This is a genomic window from Streptomyces sp. NPDC006435, assembly GCF_040612315.1.
GTDB lineage: Bacteria > Actinomycetota > Actinomycetes > Streptomycetales > Streptomycetaceae > Streptomyces.
In genome coordinates this window covers 75,567-92,839 of record NZ_JBEXPY010000008.1, presented here as the reverse complement: position 1 = coordinate 92,839, position 17,273 = coordinate 75,567, and the positions used below count along the sequence as shown (strand labels likewise).

The window sequence follows — 17,273 nt, the reverse complement described above, 5'->3', positions numbered from 1 at the left end:
TGAACCGCTTCGGCACTGAGTGCGGATCGCCGCCGTTCAGCATGGCTTGTACCGGTTGTTCCGTTCCGGTTGTTTCCTGTGAACGGGGCGGGTACGGGGCGAGTTCCGGACAAAAAACGACGGCCGGCACACCCCCCTGGAGGGGGGCGTACCGGCCGGGTATCTGATGCGACCGGGATCACACGTTCGGGGGCGGTCCCTCCAGCGGGCGTCCCAGGACGCCGGGGCGCTGCTGGCGGGGCAGCGGGCCGCCCGGCGGCCGGTAGTCGACGCCCAGTGCGTCGAGTCGGGCGTAGTGCGCGGTCATCCGGCGTTCGAAGCCGGCGTAGTCCCGTTCGGCGGAGGGCGGCAGCGACGACCAGGCGACCTCCGCGAACGCCGCGAGGCGCGGGAAGACCTGGTAGTCGACGCGGGCCCGGTTCTGCATCACCTCGGTCCACACGTTGGCCTGGGTGCCGAGGACGTGACGGACCGCCTCCTCGGAGAGGCCCGGCGGCACGGGCTCGAAGCGGTAGACGTCCTCCAGGGTGCGGACGAAGCCGATGGGCATCGGCTCGTCGGGGCCGCCGTCCTGGCGGTGGTCCAGGTAGACGTGCTGCTCGGGGCACATGACGACGTCGTGGCCGGCCTCGGCTGCCATGACGCCGCCGCCGTAGCCGCGCCAGGAGGAGACGGCCGCGCCCGCCGGGAGGCCGCCCTCCAGGATCTCGTCCCAGCCGATGAGGCGGCGTCCGCGCGCGGTGAGCCAGGCGTCGAAGTGCCGGATGATCCAGGACTGCAGCTCGTCCTCGTTGGCCAGGCCGAACTCCTCGATCCGGGCCTGGGCGGCCGGGGACTCCTTCCACTGCTCCTTGCGGCACTCGTCGCCGCCGATGTGGATGAACGGCGAGGTGGCGGCGGGGAAGAGGTCGAGCACCTCTTCGAGGACGCCCTCGAAGAAGCGCAGGGTGTTGTCGGTGGGGGCGAGCACGTTGGCGTTGATGCCCCAGGTGTCCCAGACCGTCAGGGCGGTGGTGTCGACGACGTCGGCGTTGCCCAGTTCGGGGTAGGCGGCTATGGCGGCCTGCGAGTGGCCGGGAATGTCGATCTCGGGGACGACCCGGATGTGCCGCTCGGCGGCGTACGCGACGATCTCCCGGATGTCGTCCTGCGTGTAGAAGCCCCCGTGCGGGGTCTCGTCCCACAGCTCCGACGCCCGGTGGCCGTGCTTGGTGCGGGACCGCCAGGAGCCGACCTCGGTGAGCCGCGGGTGGCGCTTGATCTCGATCCGCCAACCCTGGTCGTCGGTCAGGTGGAAGTGGAAGACGTTCAGTTTGTGCGCGGCGAGGAGGTCGAGGTAGCGCAGCACGTCGTCCTTGGGCAGGAAGTGCCGTGCCACGTCGAGCATCATGCCGCGCCAGCCGAAGCGGGGGTGGTCCTCGATGTCCGCGAAGGGGACGGCGGGACGTGCGTCCGGGTTGACGGGCGCGCGGCGGAAGGCTTCCGGTCCCAGGAGCTGACGGAGGGTCTGGGCGCCCCAGAAGACGCCCGCGGGGCTGCCGCCGGTGATCTCGACGCTCTGCCCGGTGCCGGTGGTCAGCCGGTAGCCCTCGGGCTCCAGGGCCGGGTCGACGCGCAGCCGGACGGTGTTACCGGCGTCCTCGGTGCCGGGGGCGAGCGGCAGGCCGAAGGCGGCGCCGAGGGTGGTGCGCAGCCAGCGTTCGGTGCCCTCCGTGCCGGGGGCCGCGGTGATGGTGGTGGCCGGGTCGAACAGGAAGCCGCACCGCCCGTCGTCACCGGTGCGCACGGGTGCCGGGATCAGGTCCATGTCCATGGGGCGTCAGTCCTTTACCGCTCCGCCGAGTCCCGAGACCAGGCGGCGCTGTACGAGTACGAAGAAGACCAGCACGGGAACGGTCATCACCGTCGAGGCGGCCATGATCCCTCCCCAGTCGTTCTCATCGGGTTTGAAGAAGACCAGCAGCGCCATCGGGAGCGTCGACTGGGAGGTGTCGCTGATGATGAACGACTTCGCGAACAGGAAGTCGTTCCAGGTGGAGATGAACGAGAAGACGCTGGTGGCCACGAGGCCGGGGAAGACCAGCGGGAAGAGGATCTGCCACAGGAAGCGGGTGCGGCTCGCGCCGTCGATGTACGCGGCCTCCTCCAGTGCCTCGGGCACCGCCTTGACGAAGCCGCGCAGCATCCAGATCGCGAACGGCAGCGAGAGGGCGAGGTGCGGCAGGATCAGCGAGCCGAGGGTGTTCAGCTGGCCGAAGTCCCGCATCAGGAAGAACAGCGGGATGGCCAGGGCCTCGACCGGCACCATCTGTGCGATCAGGAACATGATCAGCAGCGTGGTGCGGAAGCGGAACCTGAACCGGGTCACGGCCGTCGCCGCCAGGAAGGCGACCAGCGCGGAGACCAGGACGACGGTGCCGGCGACGATCAGGCTGTTGAGGAAGTAGCGGCCGAAGTCGTTCTGTTCGAAGACCCGGCGGAACGAGTCCAGGGACGGCGACAGCGTCCAGGGGCGGGCGTCGGTGGACTGGATCTCGCCTGCCGGTTTGAAGGCGGAGAGCACCATCCAGTAGAGCGGGAAGGCGACCGCGGCGGCGATCAGCAGGGCCGCCGCCTCGGCGGCCAGCCGGCCGGGCCTGCGGATGCGCAGCATGTTCCGTGCGTTCACAGTTCCTCCCCCTGGCGCCGCACCAGACGCAGATGGACGAGCGTGACGACCAGCAGGATCAGCAGCATCACGACGCCGATCGCCGAGCCGAGGCTGTACTGCGAGGAGGCGAACGCCTTCTGGTAGGCGTAGACGTTGAGCACCAGGTTCTGTCCCGCGATGCCGCCGCCGTTGGTCATGACGTAGATCTGGGTGAAGACCTTGAAGTCCCAGATGATCGACTGGATCGTGACGACGACGAGGATCGGCCGCAGCATCGGGGCCATGACCGACCGCCAGATCCGCCACTGCGAGGCCCCGTCCAGGGCCGCCGCCTCCAGCACCTCGCCGGGGATCGCCCGGATGCCCGCGTACACGGTCACCATCACGAACGGGAACGAGCACCACAGGACTTCCAGGAGCACCAGGGCGAAGGCGCTGTAGCGTCCGTAGGTCCAGGAGAAGTCGCCGAGTCCCAGGACCCGGTTGACCGGGCCGAAGTCGGGGTCGAAGAGGAACACCCAGACGGTGGAACCGGTGATCGCGGGGGTCGCCCAGGCGCCGAGCGCGGCCAGCATCAGGGCGAGCCGCGGCACGGCCCGGATCCGGGTCAGCAGGACGGCGAGCGCGCAGCCGACCAGCAGGGTGGCCAGGACGCAGGCGGCGGCGAAGACCACGGTCGCCAGGAGCACCTGCCAGAACTGGCTGTCGCCGAAGAGGGTCGCGTAGTTGCCGAATCCCCGGAAGGTGGTCGGTTCGCCGCCGCTGACCTGGGCCTGGGTGTACTCCAGGAAGGAGATCAGGCCGAGCTGGTAGATCGGGTAGACGAGCAGTCCGCCGAGGAGGACGAGGGCGGGCAGGAGGTAGAGCCAGGGGGTCCAGCCGGAGCGGCGCATGGACGGGGCCGGGCGCCGCCGGGGCGGGCGGGGGGAGGTGCCGCCCGCCCCGGACGTGCCGGGTGCCTTGTACGTCGTGGTGTTCGCGGTCATGGTCAGCCCGCGTCGGCGAACGCGGCGTCCATCTTCTTCGCCGCGTCGTCCGCGGCCTTCGCCACGTCCTTGCGGCCGCTGACGACCTCCTGGAACATCGTCGGCAGGACCAGCGAGGCGTCGATCTGTCCCCAGCCCGGCGAGGCCGGGACGAACTTGGCGCCCGCGCCGAGCGTCTCGACGAACGGTTCGACGAACGGCTCCTTCTTCGCGGCGGCGGCCCGCACGTCCGTGTACGTCGGCAGGAAGCCCATCGCGTCGAACATCTTCGCCTGGGTCCGCTTGCCGGTCAGGGACTTCATCAGGTCCACGGCCAGGGTGCGGTGCGAGCTGCTCTTCAGCACGCCGATGTTGTTCCCGCCCGCGAACGCCGGGGCTATGGAGTCCTTCGCCACGCCGGGCAGCGGGACGACCGCGTACTTGCCCTTCACCGTGCCCGCCTCGACGGCCGCGTGGCTGAAGTCGCCGCCGATCGCCATGGCGGCCTTGCCGGAGGCGAAGGCGGTGACGGTCGCGTTGCCGCCCATGGAGGCGCACTTGGCGGCCGGGCAGTTGTCGTCGCCGAAGAGCGAGGTGTACGCCTCGATGCCCTTGCGGGCCTCGTCGCCGTTGATGGCCGAGGTGTACGTACCGCCCTTCTCGTCGGCGAGTTCGCCGCCGTGGGCCCAGATGAACGGCATCGCGCCGTAGGTGTACGCGCCGCCGACCGCCAGTCCGTACAGGTCCGGCTTCTTCTTGTGGATCTTCTTCGCGGTGGAGATCAGTTCGGCCTGCGACTTCGGGGCCCCGATGCCCAGTTCGTCGAAGACGTCGGTGCGGTAGTAGAGCGCGCGGACGCCGACGAAGAGCGGCGCCCCGTAGACCTTGCCGTCGACCGTCACGGACTGCCGGGCGGTCGGGTCGGTGTCCTTCGCCTCGTCCCAGGCGGCGAACTCGGCGCTCACGTCGGCGAGTCCGCCGTCCTTGACGTATCCGGCGGTGTCGGTGTTCCCGTACTCGATGAGGTCCGGGGCGCTCCCGGGGTCGTTGAACGCCGCCTTGATGCGCTGGGCGCGGGTGTCGACCGGGATGTACTCGACCTCCACCTCCGCGCCCTCGTGGGACTTCTCGAACTCGGCGACCGCCGCGTCGACGACCTGTTCCTTGGGCTTGTTGCCGACCTCCTGGAACAGCCAGACCCGCAGCGTGCCGGTCTTCTCGTCCCCCTCGGCCGCGGTGTCGGAGGTCTGCGGCGCGCAGGCGGTGGCGGTGAGCCCCGCCAGCACAAGCGCCGCAACCGGAGCGGCAATTCGGGCAGAAAGCTTCATATCGGAACCCCTACCGACAAGCATTGCAACATGCGCAACGCGCGTTTCGTTCTGCACAACTGGCAGGAGAGTAGGTGCGCGTGCGGACGCCGACAAGTGGTCTCAACCACTCTGTGACCCGTGGGAGCAGCCCGTGCAACGCGAAGGGCCCCCGGGGCACGCGTCGAAACGCGTGCCCCGGGGGCCCGGAGCGATGCCGCCGGAGGGCTCGGGACTACTTCTTGTCCTTGCCGCCCTTGTCCTTGTCGCCACCGGCGCCCATGGACTCGTAGATCTCCTTGCACATCGGGCAGACCGGGTACTTCTTGGGGTCGCGCCCCGGTACCCAGACCTTGCCGCACAGTGCGACCACGGGGGTGCCCTCCAGGGCACTCGCCATGATCTTGTCCTTCTGGACGTAATGGGCGAAGCGCTCGTGGTCGCCGTCGCCGTTCGACACCTGTGGTGTCGGCTCCACGAGGGTGCCGGTTCCTGCCCCGCGCTCGGGCTCAAGAGTGCTCATAACCGCCAAGGGTACTGGGAGCCCGGAGCTTCGGAGCGCCCGGCGGCGGGAAGCGCGGGGGCGGGCCGACGAGGGGCGGAGCGGGCGAGGGGCGGGCCCGCCGCCGGCGCCCTCAGTTGAGCGAGGGATCGTCGGGGTACGTGGCGATCATCGCCAGTTCGCTGCGCTGGCGGCGCAGGACCGCGCGCCAGAGGTGTTCGGGCCGCGGGGACGAGACGTCACCGGGCTCGGACTCGACCACGTACCAGGCGCCCTCGGCCAGTTCCGTCTCCAGCTGCCCGGGGCCCCAGCCGGCGTACCCGGCGAAGATCCGCAGCGAACCGAGCGCGGCGGCCAGCAGTTCCGGGGGCGCCTCCAGGTCCACCAGCCCGATCGCCCCGTACACCCGGCGCCAGCCGAGCGGGCCCTCGTCACCGGGGATGACGGCCACCCCGAGCGCCGAGTCGAGGGAGACCGGGCCGCCCTGGAAGACGACGTCCGGCTCACCGGCCAGACCGGCCCAGGGCGTGAGGATGTCGCGGACGCCGACCGGGGTCGGACGGTTCAGGACCACGCCGAGCGAGCCCTCCTCGTCGTGGTCGAGGAGCAGCACCACCGCACGGTCGAAATTCGGGTCCGCGAGCGCGGGTGTGGCCACGAGCAGTCGCCCTGTGAGCGAGGACACCTCGGTCATGGCAGAAATGATCCCGCATCTTCGCTCCTCACGGGGACCAAGTGGGCCACCCGACCCCCGAACGGGCCGCGGCGCAGCTCAGGGCGCACGGATGCACGGGGAGCGCGCGTTCCGGGGAGCCATGCGGACGGTAACCCTCCGCAAGACCCGGGGAGCAGAGCGTGTTGTGGCGGATTCATGACGTTCGTACACCCCCCGTTCTCTTACGGAGTGGGGGCGGTCGGCCATTACTCTTTCGTTTGGCCCCCTGCCCGACCACTCCGGAACGCGAGATTCATGACCGGCACAGACGATGTCCTGCTTGTCCACGGCGGAACCCCGCTGGAGGGCGAGATCCGCGTCAGAGGCGCCAAGAACCTGGTGCCGAAGGCGATGGTCGCCGCGCTGCTCGGCAGCGGGCCCAGCCGGCTGCGCAACGTGCCCGACATCCGCGACGTGCGGGTGGTGCGCGGGCTGTTGCAGCTGCACGGCGTGACGGTCCGGCCCGGTGACGAACCGGGTGAGCTGATCCTGGACCCGACCCACGTGGAGAGCGCCAACGTCGCCGACATCGACGCCCACGCGGGCTCCTCGCGCATCCCGATCCTCTTCTGCGGCCCGCTGCTGCACCGGCTGGGCCACGCGTTCATCCCGGGGCTCGGCGGCTGCGACATCGGCGGCCGGCCGATCGACTTCCACTTCGACGTGCTGCGGCAGTTCGGCGCGACCATCGAGAAGCGGGCGGACGGCCAGTACCTGGAGGCCCCGCAGCGGCTGCGCGGCACGAAGATCCGGCTGCCGTACCCGTCGGTGGGCTCCACCGAGCAGGTGCTGCTGACGGCGGTGCTCGCCGAGGGCGTCACCGAACTGTCCAACGCGGCCGTGGAGCCGGAGATCGAGGACCTCATCTGCGTTCTGCAGAAGATGGGCGCGATCATCTCCATGGACACCGACCGGACGATCCGGATCACGGGCGTCGACCGGCTGGACGGTTACACGCACCGGGCGATCCCGGACCGTCTGGAGGCGGCCTCCTGGGCGTCCGCCGCGCTGGCCACCGAGGGCAACATCTACGTGCGGGGCGCCCAGCAGCGCTCGATGATGACCTTCCTGAACACCTTCCGCAAGGTCGGCGGCGCGTTCGAGATCGACGACGAGGGCATCCGCTTCTGGCACCCGGGCGGCGCGCTGAACGCCATCGCTCTGGAGACGGACGTGCACCCCGGCTTCCAGACCGACTGGCAGCAGCCGCTGGTGGTGGCGCTGACGCAGGCCTCGGGGCTGTCCATCGTCCACGAGACGGTGTACGAGTCCCGGCTCGGCTTCACCTCCGCGCTCAACCAGATGGGCGCGCACATCCAGCTCTACCGGGAGTGCCTGGGCGGCTCCGACTGCCGCTTCGGGCAGCGCAACTTCCTCCACTCCGCGGTCGTGTCCGGGCCGACCCGGCTCCAGGGCGCGGATCTGGTCATCCCCGACCTGCGCGGCGGTTTCTCGTACCTGATCGCGGCGCTGGCGGCACAGGGCACGTCGCGGGTGCACGGCATCGACCTGATCAACCGCGGCTACGAGAACTTCATGGAGAAGCTGGAGAAGCTCGGCGCGAAGGTGGAGCTGCCGAACGGCTCGCCGCTGGTCTGAGGCCGGACGCACCGGGCGGGACCGCCGGTCCGGGCGCGGTCCTCGAAGGGCCGCCGACGGCTGCTGACGGGGGTTCGGGGCACTTGCCCCGGGCCCCCGTTCCGCGTCTCCGTTCCGCGTCTCCGTTCCGCGTCTCCGTTCCGCGTCTCCGTTCCGCGTCTCCGTTCCGCGTCTCCGTTCCGCGTCTCCGTTCCGCGTCTCCACTCCACGCTCCCGGGCCCCCGTTCCGCGTTCCCGGAGCCCGTTCCGGGACGCCGGGCGCCGGGGCGGGGCGGACGCGGGAGGCGGGGCGGTCCGGGTGCGGGCCTTCGCAGGGGCACAGAACGGGGTCCTGACGGCCGGTACACCGAAGGGCGGTCACCCTGGATGGGTGACCGCCCTTCGTCGCGCCTGTGGGGCCGTGGGACTTACTTGCCCTTGGCGGCTTCCTTGAGCTTGGAGCCCGCGGAGACCTTCACGCTGTAGCCGGCCGGGATGTTGATCGGGTCGCCGGTCTGCGGGTTACGAGCGGTGCGAGCGGCACGGTGGGTGCGCTCGAAGGTCAGGAAGCCGGGGATGGTGACCTTCTCGTCGCCCTTGGCGACGATCTCACCGACGGTCTCGGCGAGCGCGGCCAGCACGGCGTCGGCGTCCTTGCGAGTCACCTCGGCGCGGTCGGCCAGGGCGGCCACCAGCTCACTGCGGTTCATGTTGTTACTCCCGTGTTCTTCTTGCCTGTGAGGCGTGAGATCGAAGCCGATGCTGCCAGGGTCCTCGGACAGTCCCCGGACCCGGGTCTGTCGTCAGACCCTCGCGCCCGATTACGCATCCTGCCCCCACCTGCGGCGGTAACGCCAATCCGGCACCCCTCGGAGTCACACGAAAAGCGCCACCGCCTCGTCGTGGTGACGTTCCGTCGACTCCCCGGAAGCGGTCCGCAGCGGATGCGGGGCTCGATGGGACGCGCCGCCCGCCCACCCTAAAGGGGCGTTTGGGGCATCGTGCCCCGCGACGCGCCGTGCGGCGGGCCGACGTGCGGCCACCGGGGACGTGGTCCACGCCACAGGCCCCGGGGCCCGCGGCGAACGCTGTGACATGGACCTCAGCCGGGACCCGGCCGAGGTCGCCGGGCCCGGACGGGTCCGCCGGGGCTCCACCGGGCCCGCCGGGGCCCCGGGGACCTCCGGGTGCCGGGACCTCAGCCGAGGTTGCCCTGCGCCGCGGCGGAGCCGCCGACCGCCCTCGCCGCGTCCCGGACGGCACCGGCGACCGCGCCCGCGACCCGGTCGTTGAAGACCGACGGGATGATGTAGTTCGCGTTCAGCTCGTCCTCGGCGACCACGTCGGCGAGCGCGCCCGCGGCGGCGAGCATCATCTCCGTGTTGACGGTGCTGGACTGGGCGTCCAGCAGACCGCGGAAGACGCCCGGGAAGACCAGCACGTTGTTGATCTGGTTCGGGAAGTCGGAGCGGCCGGTGGCGACAACTGCCGCCGTCTGGCGGGCGATTGCCGGGTCCACCTCGGGGTCCGGGTTCGCGAGCGCGAACACGATCGCGCCGTCGGCCATGGCGGCGACGTCGGCGCCGTCCAGCACGTTCGGGGCGGAGACGCCGATGAAGACGTCGGCACCGACGACGGCCTGCTTGAGGGTGCCGGTGACGGACTCCGGGTTGGTGTTGTCGGCAATCCAGCGCAGCGGCGAGTCGGCGTCGGCGGAGACCAGGTCCTCGCGTCCGGCGTGCACCACCCCGTGGATGTCGGCGACGACGGCGTGCTTGACGCCGGCCGCGAGGAGCAGCTTCAGGATGGCCGTGCCGGCCGCACCGGCGCCGGACATGACGACCCGTACGTCCCCGATGCCCTTGCCCACCACGCGCAGCGCGTTGGTCAGCGCGGCCAGGACGACGATCGCGGTGCCGTGCTGGTCGTCGTGGAAGACGGGGATGTCCAGGGCCTCGCGCAGCCGGGCCTCGATCTCGAAGCAGCGGGGGGCGGAGATGTCCTCCAGGTTGATGCCCGCGAAGCCGGGGGCGATCGCCTTGACGATCTCGACGATGGCGTCGGTGTCCTGGGTGTCCAGGCAGATCGGCCAGGCGTCGATGCCGGCGAACCGCTTGAAGAGGGCGGCCTTGCCCTCCATCACGGGCAGCGCGGCCTTCGGGCCGATGTTGCCGAGCCCCAGCACGGCGGAGCCGTCCGTCACGACTGCGACGGAGTTGCGCTTGATGGTGAGGCGGCGGGCGTCCTCGGGGTTCTCGGCGATCGCCATGCACACCCGGGCCACACCCGGGGTGTAGATCATCGAGAGGTCGTCACGGTTGCGGATGGGGTGCTTGGACGCCATCTCGATCTTGCCGCCGAGGTGCATCAGGAACGTACGGTCGGAGACCTTGCCCAGGACGACGCCCTCGATGCCGCGCAGCCCCTCGACGATCTCGTCGGCGTGCGAGGTGGAGGTGGCCGCGATGGTGACGTCGATGCGCAGCTTCTCGTGGCCGGACGCGGTCACGTCGAGGCCGGTGACCGAACCGCCGGAGGACTCCACGGCCGTGGTGAGCTGGGAGACCGCTGTACCGCTCGCGGGCACCTCCAGCCTGACCGTCATCGAGTACGAGACGCTGGGCGCCGTTGCCATGGCCGAGTCCTTCGCTTTCCTTAGCTTCATTGCCGCGCGGCCGGGGCGCTCGCCTCGGACACGCTCCCCGATCGTCGCACCTACCGGCTGGTAGCCGGTAATGACTGCCACTCTTCGGAAAGTTTTTTCCACCATACGAGAAGAGGCGTCCTCAGCGGAAGCCCCGGGGCGGTCCCGTGGACGCGAACAGCCCCGCCAAACGAGAACAGACCCGCGCCACCGGAAGGTGACGCGGGTCTGTCCATCGAGTTGAGCGGCACCGACCCGCCATGCTCGCCTCGCGGCAAGTGGTCGCTCGTAGCGACGAAGGTTGGGCCCGGGGGCTTGGATCGAGCCGGTGCCGACACCAGGCTAACAAAGACCCCGAAGAAGTGATTCCCGCAGTGCGGGTTGACTGCAAAAACAATCCTGCACACGGTCCCCGCGCCGTGGGCCGGTCGTGTGGACCGGCCCACGGGGGATCAGTCCCGCAGCAGGTCGGGCACGCCGTCCTCGTCGGGCAGGTCCCGCTCCCCCGAGACCACCGTGAGCTGCTGCGTCGCCCGGGTGAGCGCCACGTACAGCACCCGCAGGCCGGCCGGGGACTCGTCGGCGATCTCCGCGGGCGACACGACCACCGTGGCGTCGTACTCCAGTCCCTTCGCCTCCAGGCTGCCCAGCGCCACCACCCGTTCGCCGAGCCCGGCCAGCCACTTCCGGGCCTGCGCCCGGCGGTTCATCGCCACGACCACGCCCACCGTGCCGTCCACCTCGTCCAGCAGCCGCCGGGCCTCCTCGCGCACCGCGGCGGCCAGGTCGCCGTCCCGCACGGTCTCGAAGCGCGGCCGTACGCCGGTGGAGCGAACCGCGGCCGGTGACGCCGCCCCGGGCATCGCGAGCGCCAGGACCTTGGCGGCCAGCTCGGCGATCTCCGCCGGGTTGCGGTAGTTGACCGTGAGGGTGAAGCGGCGGCGCGGCCGGTTGCCGAGCGCCTCGTCGCGGGCCCGGGCGGCCTCGTCCGGGTCCGACCAGGAGGACTGCGCCGGGTCGCCGACGATCGTCCAGGTGGCGTGCCGGCCGCGACGGCCGACCATGCGCCATTGCATGGGCGTGAGGTCCTGCGCCTCGTCGACGATGACGTGCGCGTACTCGGTGCGCTCCGCCGCCAGCCGTTCGGCCCGCTCGCGCTGGGTCTCCTCGCGCTGCGGCATCAGCTCCTCCAGGCCGGTGAGCTGGTCCAGCGGGTCGAACTCGCGCTTCTTCCTCGGCCGGGCGGGGGTGCCCAGCAGCATCTGGAGCTCGTCGAGGATCGCCACGTCGTGCACGGAGAGCGGACCGTTGCCCGCGTCGTCGAGCCGCTTCAGCGAACGGGCCAGGCGCCGCACCTCGCCCTGGTTGAGCACCCTGCGCGCCCAGCGGCCGAGCCGCTTCTCGTCGGCCATCGCGGCGAGCACCCCGCGCGGGGTGAGTTCGGGCCACCAGGCGTTCAGGAAGTCGAGGAAGGGCGTCTCGGTGGACACGTCCTCGTCGAAGGAGGAGCGCAGTTCGGCGGCGAGCTCGGGGTCGGTGTAGCGGCCGCGGCCCGAGGACTTGTTCCACAGGGCGTCCAGGAGCATCCTGCGGGCGCGCGGGCGCAGCAGGTTGACGGGGGCGGTGCCGCCGAGGACGGACTGCCGGATGCGGCGCAGCTCGTCGGCCTCCAGCTCGATGCGGGCGCCGAACGCGACGACGCGCAGCCGGGTCGGGGTGGCCGGGGCCGTGCCGTTGTTCTCCGCCTCCTCCTCGCCGAGGGCCAACTGGCCGTCCTGCCGCTCCTCGCCCTTCGGGCCGCGGGGGGTGCCGGGCTGTTCCAGCGCGCCGCGGACGGCCTTGCGCAGCACCGCGAGCATCCGCGAGGAGCCCTTGATCCGGGCGACCGGAGGTTCGTCGTAGGTGGTGGCGCCCTCGACGCCCGCCGCCTCGTCGGAGAGCGAGCCGACCGCGCGGATCGCTACCTGCCCCTCCTCGCCGAGCGAGGGCAGCACGCCCTCGGTGTACGCGACCAGGAGCGGGGTCGGCGAGACGACGAGGATGCCGCCCGCGTACCGCCTGCGGTCCTGGTAGAGGAGGTACGCGGCCCGGTGCAGGGCGACGGCGGTCTTGCCGGTGCCGGGACCGCCGGAGACCTCGGTGACGGAGGCGGCGGGGGCCCGGATCACCAGGTCCTGCTCGGCCTGGATGGAGGAGACGATGTCCCGCATGGTGTGGCTGCGGGCCTGTCCGAGCGCCGCCATCAGGGCGCCGTCGCCGATGACGGGCAGCTTGTCGCCGTCGAGGTACGCGGTCAGCTCGGGACGCATCAGGTCGTCCTCCACGCCGAGGACCTTGCGGCCCTTGGAGCGGACGACCCGGCGGCGCACCACCCGGCCCGGTTCCTTCGGCGTCGACCGGTAGAACGGCGCGGCGGCGGGCGCGCGCCAGTCGATGACCAGCGGCGCGTAGTCGGCGTCGAGGACCCCGATGCGGCCGATGTGCAGGGTCTCCGCGATGTCGGCCGAGTTGTCCTCGCGCACGGCGTCGTCGGCGGGCTCGACGGAGGTGTAGGCACCGTCGGGGCCGCGTTCGCCGTCCTTGCCGAGCAGCAGGTCGATCCTCCCGAAGAGGAAGTCCTCGAACTCGCTGTTCAGCCGGTTGAGGTGGATCCCGGCCCGGAACACCTGGGCGTCGCGCTCGGCGAGCGCTCCCGGAGTGCCGACCTGACCCCGCTTGACGGCGTCATTCATGAGAAATTCCGCCTCGTGGATCTTCTCCTCAAGGCGGTGGTACACACGGTCGAGATGTTCCTGCTCGACACCGATCTCCCGGTCCCGCAACGAATCGACAGCGGCATCCTGCGCGGCCACCGAGGCCCCCTTCTGACGTGCATTGGGCAGCCGTCAACCCTATGCGAAGGGGGCCCGCCGCGCACCTGCGAGGTACGTCTGCGCACCGACCGGGTCCCGCGGCGGCGTCACCACCGCTGCCGGCGCCCTCTCCGGCACCGGCCGGAGGTCTCATGGCGCCGTCGGCGCCGGTACGGTCACGGCCGCCGCCCTGCGCCGGTGCCGGGCCACCCGTTCCCGGTTCCCGCACACCTCGCTGGAGCACCAGCGGCGCCGGTGTCCGCGCGAGGTGTCCAGGTAGAGGCGGCGGCAGCTGTCGGCCTCGCAGCGGCGCAGCCCGGCCCGTGCCACGGGGTCGGTGAGCAGTTCCACGGCGTCGCGGGCGACGGCGGCCAGGAGGGCCCCGCACTCGGGGTCGGCGCTCAGCGTCCGCACCAGCGCGCCGCTCCTGCCGCGCACGGCCCGCAGCCCCGGCGGCGCCCCGGCGGCCAGCGCGTTGACCCGTTCCAGCGCGGCGTCGGCCCTGCGCCCGCCGAGTTCGGCGCTCAGCAGCCGGTCCACCCCCGTGCGCAGCTGCCGGAAACGCACCACCCAGCTGTCGTCCACGGCGTCGAGCCGGGTGCCGCCCGGTACGACTCCGGCGGCGACCAGCCAGTCCGCGAGCCGCTCGGCGCCGTCGAGCAGTTCGCAGGCGCCGGAGGTACCGGCCCCCGTCGCCACCAGATCGAGGCAGGGCCGACCCGAGTCGAACCGCCAGTCGCGCGAACTCCTACCTGCCGCCATGCGCATGTCACCGCCTCGGGGTCTCCGATGGGCCTTTCCCAGAGTGCCCCTCGGGGCGCCCGCCCGGAACCCCTGCCGCCGTACGGTTCCTCGCGCGAACCCCCGGCGGTGTCCGGGCACGGGGCCGTACGGTGTCCGGATGAACGACGCTCTCGCCACCGCCACCCTCACGACCGGCCCGTTCCTGCTCAGGCCCTGGCTCGCCGAGGACGTCCCGGCACTGGTCGAGGCGTACCGCGATCCCGACATGCGCACCGCGCTGCGGAGCCAGATCACTGACGAGGCGGAGGCGTGGCGGTGGCTGCGGGTGCGGCAGGAGGGCCGGGAGTCCCGCAGTTACTTCGGCTTCGCGGTGGTGGACCGCGAACGCGGGGACGAACTGGTCGGCAACGTGGCGCTCACGGCCCCCGCGCCGGGCTCCGGCAACGCGGAGGTCGGCTACTGGACGATGCCCCCGGCCCGCGGGCGCGGCATCGCCCCGCGGGCGCTCGGGGCACTCACCGACTGGGCCTTCGAGGCGTTCGCCGAGGACGAGCTGACGCGGCTCGACCTGCTGCACCAGCTGGACAACGAGGCGTCCTGCCGGGTCGCGGAGAAGAGCGGGTACGGCCTCGCGGGGATCCTCCCGGCACGACCGCCGTGGCCGCTGGACGGGCACCTGCACACCCGGCTGCGGAACGGCGCGGCGGCCGGCTCCGACCGCTGAGGGCACCCGCGCCGGTCCCGGGGCATCCGCGCCGGTCCCGGGGCATCCGCGCCGCGCACTGGTCCGCCCCGCGCCGCGCGCCGATCCGACGGGGCGCCCCGCGCCGGCCGTCGGTCAGCCCTCGGCGGCCGTCGGCAGGTCCTTCGGCGGGCCGTCGTGCAGGATGCGCTGGAAGAGCCGGTGGTCGCGCCACCGCCCGTTGATGTACAGGAACTGCGGGGCCGTGCCGTACTCCTCGAAGCCGCACTTGGCGAGCACCCGCTGCGACGCGGCGTTCTCGATCACCGTTCCCGCCTCGATCCGGTGCAGGCCCAGCCCGTCCCGGGCCATCTCGCAGATCAGCCGCACGGCGGCCGTGGCCAGGCCCCGGCCCGCGTACTCGACGTCGACCCAGTAGCCGAGGGTGCCGCTGCGGAGGGGGCCGAGCACGATGCCGGAGAGGTTGAACCCGCCCACCGCGCGGTCCTCCTCGTCGGCGAGCACCCACGGCGCCGCCCGGCCGGCGTCCCGGTCCCCGAACAGCGCGACCAGCCGTTCCCGCTGACCCTCCTCGGTGTAGAAGGCGTCGGGCCGGATGGGCTCCCAGGGCTGCATGTACGCGCGGCTGCGGGCCAGCGAGACGGCGAGGGAGGCCGCGTCGGACGGAACGGTGGGGCGGAGCCGTATCTCCGCGTCGAGTCGGTGGGTGTCAGGAATCATCCCCGCACGCTATCCCGACACGCCCCCGCCCGCTCCGGTTCCCGCCCCGGCCGCGTGCCCTCCCCGCTCCGGCCGTTTCCGCCCCGGCTACTTCCGCTCCGCCAGGGCCGCCAGCCGGTCGAAGGTGCGGGTCAGCTCCGCGCGTCTGTCCTCCTTGTGCTCCGGATCGGGTTCCAGCCCGTCGATGGTCCGCTCCCACACGTCCATGAACGTCTTCCGCCAGCCCGCGACCACCGCCGCGTCCGGCACCACCGAGCCGACGTACCCCTGCTCGGCGATCAGGCACAGCAGCTCGATGTCGCACGGCACCGCGACGCCGTCGTAGTCGTCGGGCTCCAGGGCGACCGGGTCGCCGGACATCGCCTCCCCGATCCGCGAGACGAGCCGCCCGGTGACGTCCGACAGATGGTCGGCCGCCGCGTCGCTGTCGAAGTTGCCCGCGCCCCAGGTACCCACAAGACCTCCCGTGTCGTCGTCCCCGTCCCTTCCCGTTCTAACAGGCGGGTCCGACAACGGGTGTTCCGGCGGATGTTCTAACCGGCGGAGGCACCTCCCGCCCCGTTCCCCGGTCCGCCCTCCCGCGTGTCCGGCGCCAGTCGGTAGCCGCGCTTGACGACCGTCCGGATGAGGTGGGGCACGCCCAGTGCCGTGCGCAGCCGCGCCACGGCCGTCTCCACCGCGTGCTCGTCCGTGCTGCCGCCGGGCAGGGCGCGCAGCAGGTCGGCGCGGGACACCACCCAGCCGGGGCGACGGGCCAGGGCGTGCAGCAGCGCCATCCCGGCGGGCGGCACCGGGCGCGGCACGCCGTCCACGAGCACCGCGTGGCCCCGGACCTCGACCCGGTGCCCGGCCACCGTCGACGCGTGCGCCTTGGCGGGCAGTTCACGGCACAGCAGCTGGACGAGCGGGGCGAGCCGGAACCGTTCGGGCCGGACGGTGCCGATGCCGCGCTCCTCCAACGGCAGGGCGGTGACGGGGCCGACGCAGGCCACGAGGACGTCGTCCCGCAGCGCGCCCAGGAGTTCGGGGAGCAGTCCGCGCCTCTCGGCCCGGCGCAGCAGCGAGGCGGCGGCCGGGGCGCTGGTGAAGGTGACGGCGTCCAGGCCCCGGGCCAGGGTGGTGTCGATCAGCCGGTCGAGCGGGGCCAGGTCCTCGGGGTCCTCCCAGCGGTAGACGGGCACGGCGACCACCTCGGCGCCCGCCCCGCGCAGCGCCTCGACGAAGCCGGGGGCGGGTTCGCCGTGCAGCTGGACGGCGATGCGGCGGCCCACCACGCCCTCGCCCAGGAGCCGGTCCAGCACCCCGGCCAGGGACTCGGATGCGGGGGACCACGTCTCGGTCAGCCCGGCGGCCCGGACGGCGCCCTTGGCCTTGGGGCCGCGGGCCAGCAGCTCGACGCCGCGCAGCACCTCGGTCAGCCGGTCGCCGAGCCCCCAGCCCCCGGCGGCCTCGATCCAGCCCCGGAAGCCGACCGCGGTGGTGGCGACGACCGCGTCGGGCGCGGATTCGAGGACCGCCCGGGTGGCCGCGAGGAGTTCGGTGTCGTCGGCGAGCGGCACGGTCCGCAGGGCGGGCGCGTGCAGCACCCTGGCGCCCCGCCGTTCCAGCAGCGCGCCGAACTCCTCCGCGCGCCGGGCGGCGGTGACCCCCACGGTGAAGCCCACGAGGGGCTCGTACCGCTCGTTCCCGCCCCGCTCGTCCTCGTACCGCTCGTTCCCGTACCGCTCGTCCTCGTGCATGTGGTCTTCCCGGCTCTCGTCCCGCTGCTGCCCGATGATGCCGATCCGCGAGCCTGCCAACGGCGCGTGACGGATCTGGTTCACCCGTATTTCCCGCCGGTTACGTCGCATGACACCGACCGGTCACGATCGCCTCCGGCACACCGGGCGTGCC

At 72.1% G+C, this 17,273-nt stretch carries 15 protein-coding genes; 2 read left to right on the top strand and 13 right to left on the bottom strand.

Annotated features, from left to right (window positions below):
- Positions 1–178 precede the first annotated feature (178 nt).
- The 6 genes from ABZZ04_RS11705 to ABZZ04_RS11680 all read right to left on the bottom strand — a co-directional run bounded on the left by ABZZ04_RS11705 (position 179) and on the right by ABZZ04_RS11680 (position 6,118).
- On the bottom strand, positions 179–1,813 hold the full coding sequence (locus ABZZ04_RS11705; protein ID WP_356932011.1) for a beta-N-acetylhexosaminidase: 1,635 nt from the start codon (positions 1,811–1,813) through the stop codon (positions 179–181).
- Positions 1,814–1,819: 6 nt separating this feature from the next.
- On the bottom strand, positions 1,820–2,653 hold the full coding sequence (locus ABZZ04_RS11700) for a carbohydrate ABC transporter permease (protein ID WP_356932116.1): 834 nt from the start codon (positions 2,651–2,653) through the stop codon (positions 1,820–1,822).
- 11 nt (positions 2,654–2,664) lie between these two features.
- On the bottom strand, positions 2,665–3,636 hold the full coding sequence (locus ABZZ04_RS11695) for a sugar ABC transporter permease (protein ID WP_356932010.1): 972 nt from the start codon (positions 3,634–3,636) through the stop codon (positions 2,665–2,667).
- A 2-nt stretch (positions 3,637–3,638) separates the two neighbouring features.
- Positions 3,639–4,943, bottom strand: coding sequence for an extracellular solute-binding protein (locus tag ABZZ04_RS11690; protein WP_356932009.1), 1,305 nt, complete (start codon positions 4,941–4,943; stop codon positions 3,639–3,641).
- Positions 4,944–5,157: 214 nt separating this feature from the next.
- Positions 5,158–5,445: a DUF3039 domain-containing protein gene (locus tag ABZZ04_RS11685; protein WP_148838236.1), complete on the bottom strand. Its 288-nt coding sequence runs from the start codon at positions 5,443–5,445 to the stop codon at positions 5,158–5,160.
- Positions 5,446–5,557: 112 nt separating this feature from the next.
- The gene (locus ABZZ04_RS11680) at positions 5,558–6,118 is read right to left on the bottom strand and encodes a YqgE/AlgH family protein (RefSeq protein ID WP_351830657.1); all 561 of its coding nucleotides are present in this window, start codon (positions 6,116–6,118) and stop codon (positions 5,558–5,560) included.
- A gap of 276 nt (positions 6,119–6,394) precedes the next feature.
- Here ABZZ04_RS11680 and murA point away from each other — a divergent pair, with 276 nt between their 5' ends.
- A complete protein-coding gene (murA, locus tag ABZZ04_RS11675) occupies positions 6,395–7,738 on the top strand; it encodes a UDP-N-acetylglucosamine 1-carboxyvinyltransferase (RefSeq protein ID WP_148838237.1) in 1,344 nt (447 codons plus the stop codon).
- 407 nt (positions 7,739–8,145) lie between these two features.
- Here the strand turns inward: murA and ABZZ04_RS11670 are convergent, their stop codons facing one another.
- From ABZZ04_RS11670 to ABZZ04_RS11655, 4 genes are all read right to left on the bottom strand, one after another.
- A complete protein-coding gene (locus ABZZ04_RS11670; RefSeq protein ID WP_003968811.1) occupies positions 8,146–8,427 on the bottom strand; it encodes an HU family DNA-binding protein in 282 nt (93 codons plus the stop codon).
- Between the two features lie 488 nt (positions 8,428–8,915).
- Positions 8,916–10,352: an NAD-dependent malic enzyme gene (locus ABZZ04_RS11665; RefSeq protein ID WP_356932008.1), complete on the bottom strand. Its 1,437-nt coding sequence runs from the start codon at positions 10,350–10,352 to the stop codon at positions 8,916–8,918.
- Between the two features lie 461 nt (positions 10,353–10,813).
- On the bottom strand, positions 10,814–13,213 hold the full coding sequence (locus tag ABZZ04_RS11660; protein WP_356932007.1) for a UvrD-helicase domain-containing protein: 2,400 nt from the start codon (positions 13,211–13,213) through the stop codon (positions 10,814–10,816).
- 150 nt (positions 13,214–13,363) lie between these two features.
- The gene (locus ABZZ04_RS11655) at positions 13,364–13,975 is read right to left on the bottom strand and encodes a CGNR zinc finger domain-containing protein (protein WP_356932006.1); all 612 of its coding nucleotides are present in this window, start codon (positions 13,973–13,975) and stop codon (positions 13,364–13,366) included.
- A gap of 139 nt (positions 13,976–14,114) precedes the next feature.
- Here ABZZ04_RS11655 and ABZZ04_RS11650 point away from each other — a divergent pair, with 139 nt between their 5' ends.
- Positions 14,115–14,681 carry a GNAT family N-acetyltransferase gene (locus ABZZ04_RS11650; RefSeq protein WP_356932005.1) on the top strand — a complete coding sequence of 189 codons (567 nt, stop codon included), beginning with the start codon at positions 14,115–14,117 and terminating at the stop codon, positions 14,679–14,681.
- Positions 14,682–14,795: 114 nt separating this feature from the next.
- Here the strand turns inward: ABZZ04_RS11650 and ABZZ04_RS11645 are convergent, their stop codons facing one another.
- The 3 genes from ABZZ04_RS11645 to ABZZ04_RS11635 all read right to left on the bottom strand — a co-directional run bounded on the left by ABZZ04_RS11645 (position 14,796) and on the right by ABZZ04_RS11635 (position 17,119).
- Positions 14,796–15,380, bottom strand: coding sequence for a GNAT family protein (locus ABZZ04_RS11645; protein ID WP_356932004.1), 585 nt, complete (start codon positions 15,378–15,380; stop codon positions 14,796–14,798).
- A gap of 87 nt (positions 15,381–15,467) precedes the next feature.
- Positions 15,468–15,836, bottom strand: a complete 369-nt coding sequence (locus tag ABZZ04_RS11640; protein ID WP_356932003.1) for a DUF4259 domain-containing protein — start codon at positions 15,834–15,836, stop codon at positions 15,468–15,470.
- 77 nt (positions 15,837–15,913) lie between these two features.
- A complete protein-coding gene (locus ABZZ04_RS11635) occupies positions 15,914–17,119 on the bottom strand; it encodes a uroporphyrinogen-III synthase (RefSeq protein WP_356932115.1) in 1,206 nt (401 codons plus the stop codon).
- Between the last annotated feature and the right edge of the window lie 154 nt (positions 17,120–17,273).

What these genes read in the sequence shown, in the direction of transcription:
- ABZZ04_RS11635 (WP_356932115.1), bottom strand. Translation starts at nt 17,119, where the DNA reads ATGCACGAGGACGAGCGGTACGGGAACGAGCGGTACGAGGACGAGCGG.
- murA (WP_148838237.1), top strand. Translation starts at nt 6,395, where the DNA reads ATGACCGGCACAGACGATGTCCTGCTTGTCCACGGCGGAACCCCGCTG.
- ABZZ04_RS11680 (WP_351830657.1), bottom strand. Translation starts at nt 6,118, where the DNA reads ATGACCGAGGTGTCCTCGCTCACAGGGCGACTGCTCGTGGCCACACCC.
- ABZZ04_RS11700 (WP_356932116.1), bottom strand. Translation starts at nt 2,653, where the DNA reads ATGCTGCGCATCCGCAGGCCCGGCCGGCTGGCCGCCGAGGCGGCGGCC.
- ABZZ04_RS11705 (WP_356932011.1), bottom strand. Translation starts at nt 1,813, where the DNA reads ATGGACATGGACCTGATCCCGGCACCCGTGCGCACCGGTGACGACGGG.
- ABZZ04_RS11665 (WP_356932008.1), bottom strand. Translation starts at nt 10,352, where the DNA reads ATGGCAACGGCGCCCAGCGTCTCGTACTCGATGACGGTCAGGCTGGAG.
- ABZZ04_RS11655 (WP_356932006.1), bottom strand. Translation starts at nt 13,975, where the DNA reads ATGGCGGCAGGTAGGAGTTCGCGCGACTGGCGGTTCGACTCGGGTCGG.
- ABZZ04_RS11670 (WP_003968811.1), bottom strand. Translation starts at nt 8,427, where the DNA reads ATGAACCGCAGTGAGCTGGTGGCCGCCCTGGCCGACCGCGCCGAGGTG.
- ABZZ04_RS11650 (WP_356932005.1), top strand. Translation starts at nt 14,115, where the DNA reads ATGAACGACGCTCTCGCCACCGCCACCCTCACGACCGGCCCGTTCCTG.
- ABZZ04_RS11695 (WP_356932010.1), bottom strand. Translation starts at nt 3,636, where the DNA reads ATGACCGCGAACACCACGACGTACAAGGCACCCGGCACGTCCGGGGCG.
- ABZZ04_RS11685 (WP_148838236.1), bottom strand. Translation starts at nt 5,445, where the DNA reads ATGAGCACTCTTGAGCCCGAGCGCGGGGCAGGAACCGGCACCCTCGTG.
- ABZZ04_RS11690 (WP_356932009.1), bottom strand. Translation starts at nt 4,943, where the DNA reads ATGAAGCTTTCTGCCCGAATTGCCGCTCCGGTTGCGGCGCTTGTGCTG.
- ABZZ04_RS11645 (WP_356932004.1), bottom strand. Translation starts at nt 15,380, where the DNA reads ATGATTCCTGACACCCACCGACTCGACGCGGAGATACGGCTCCGCCCC.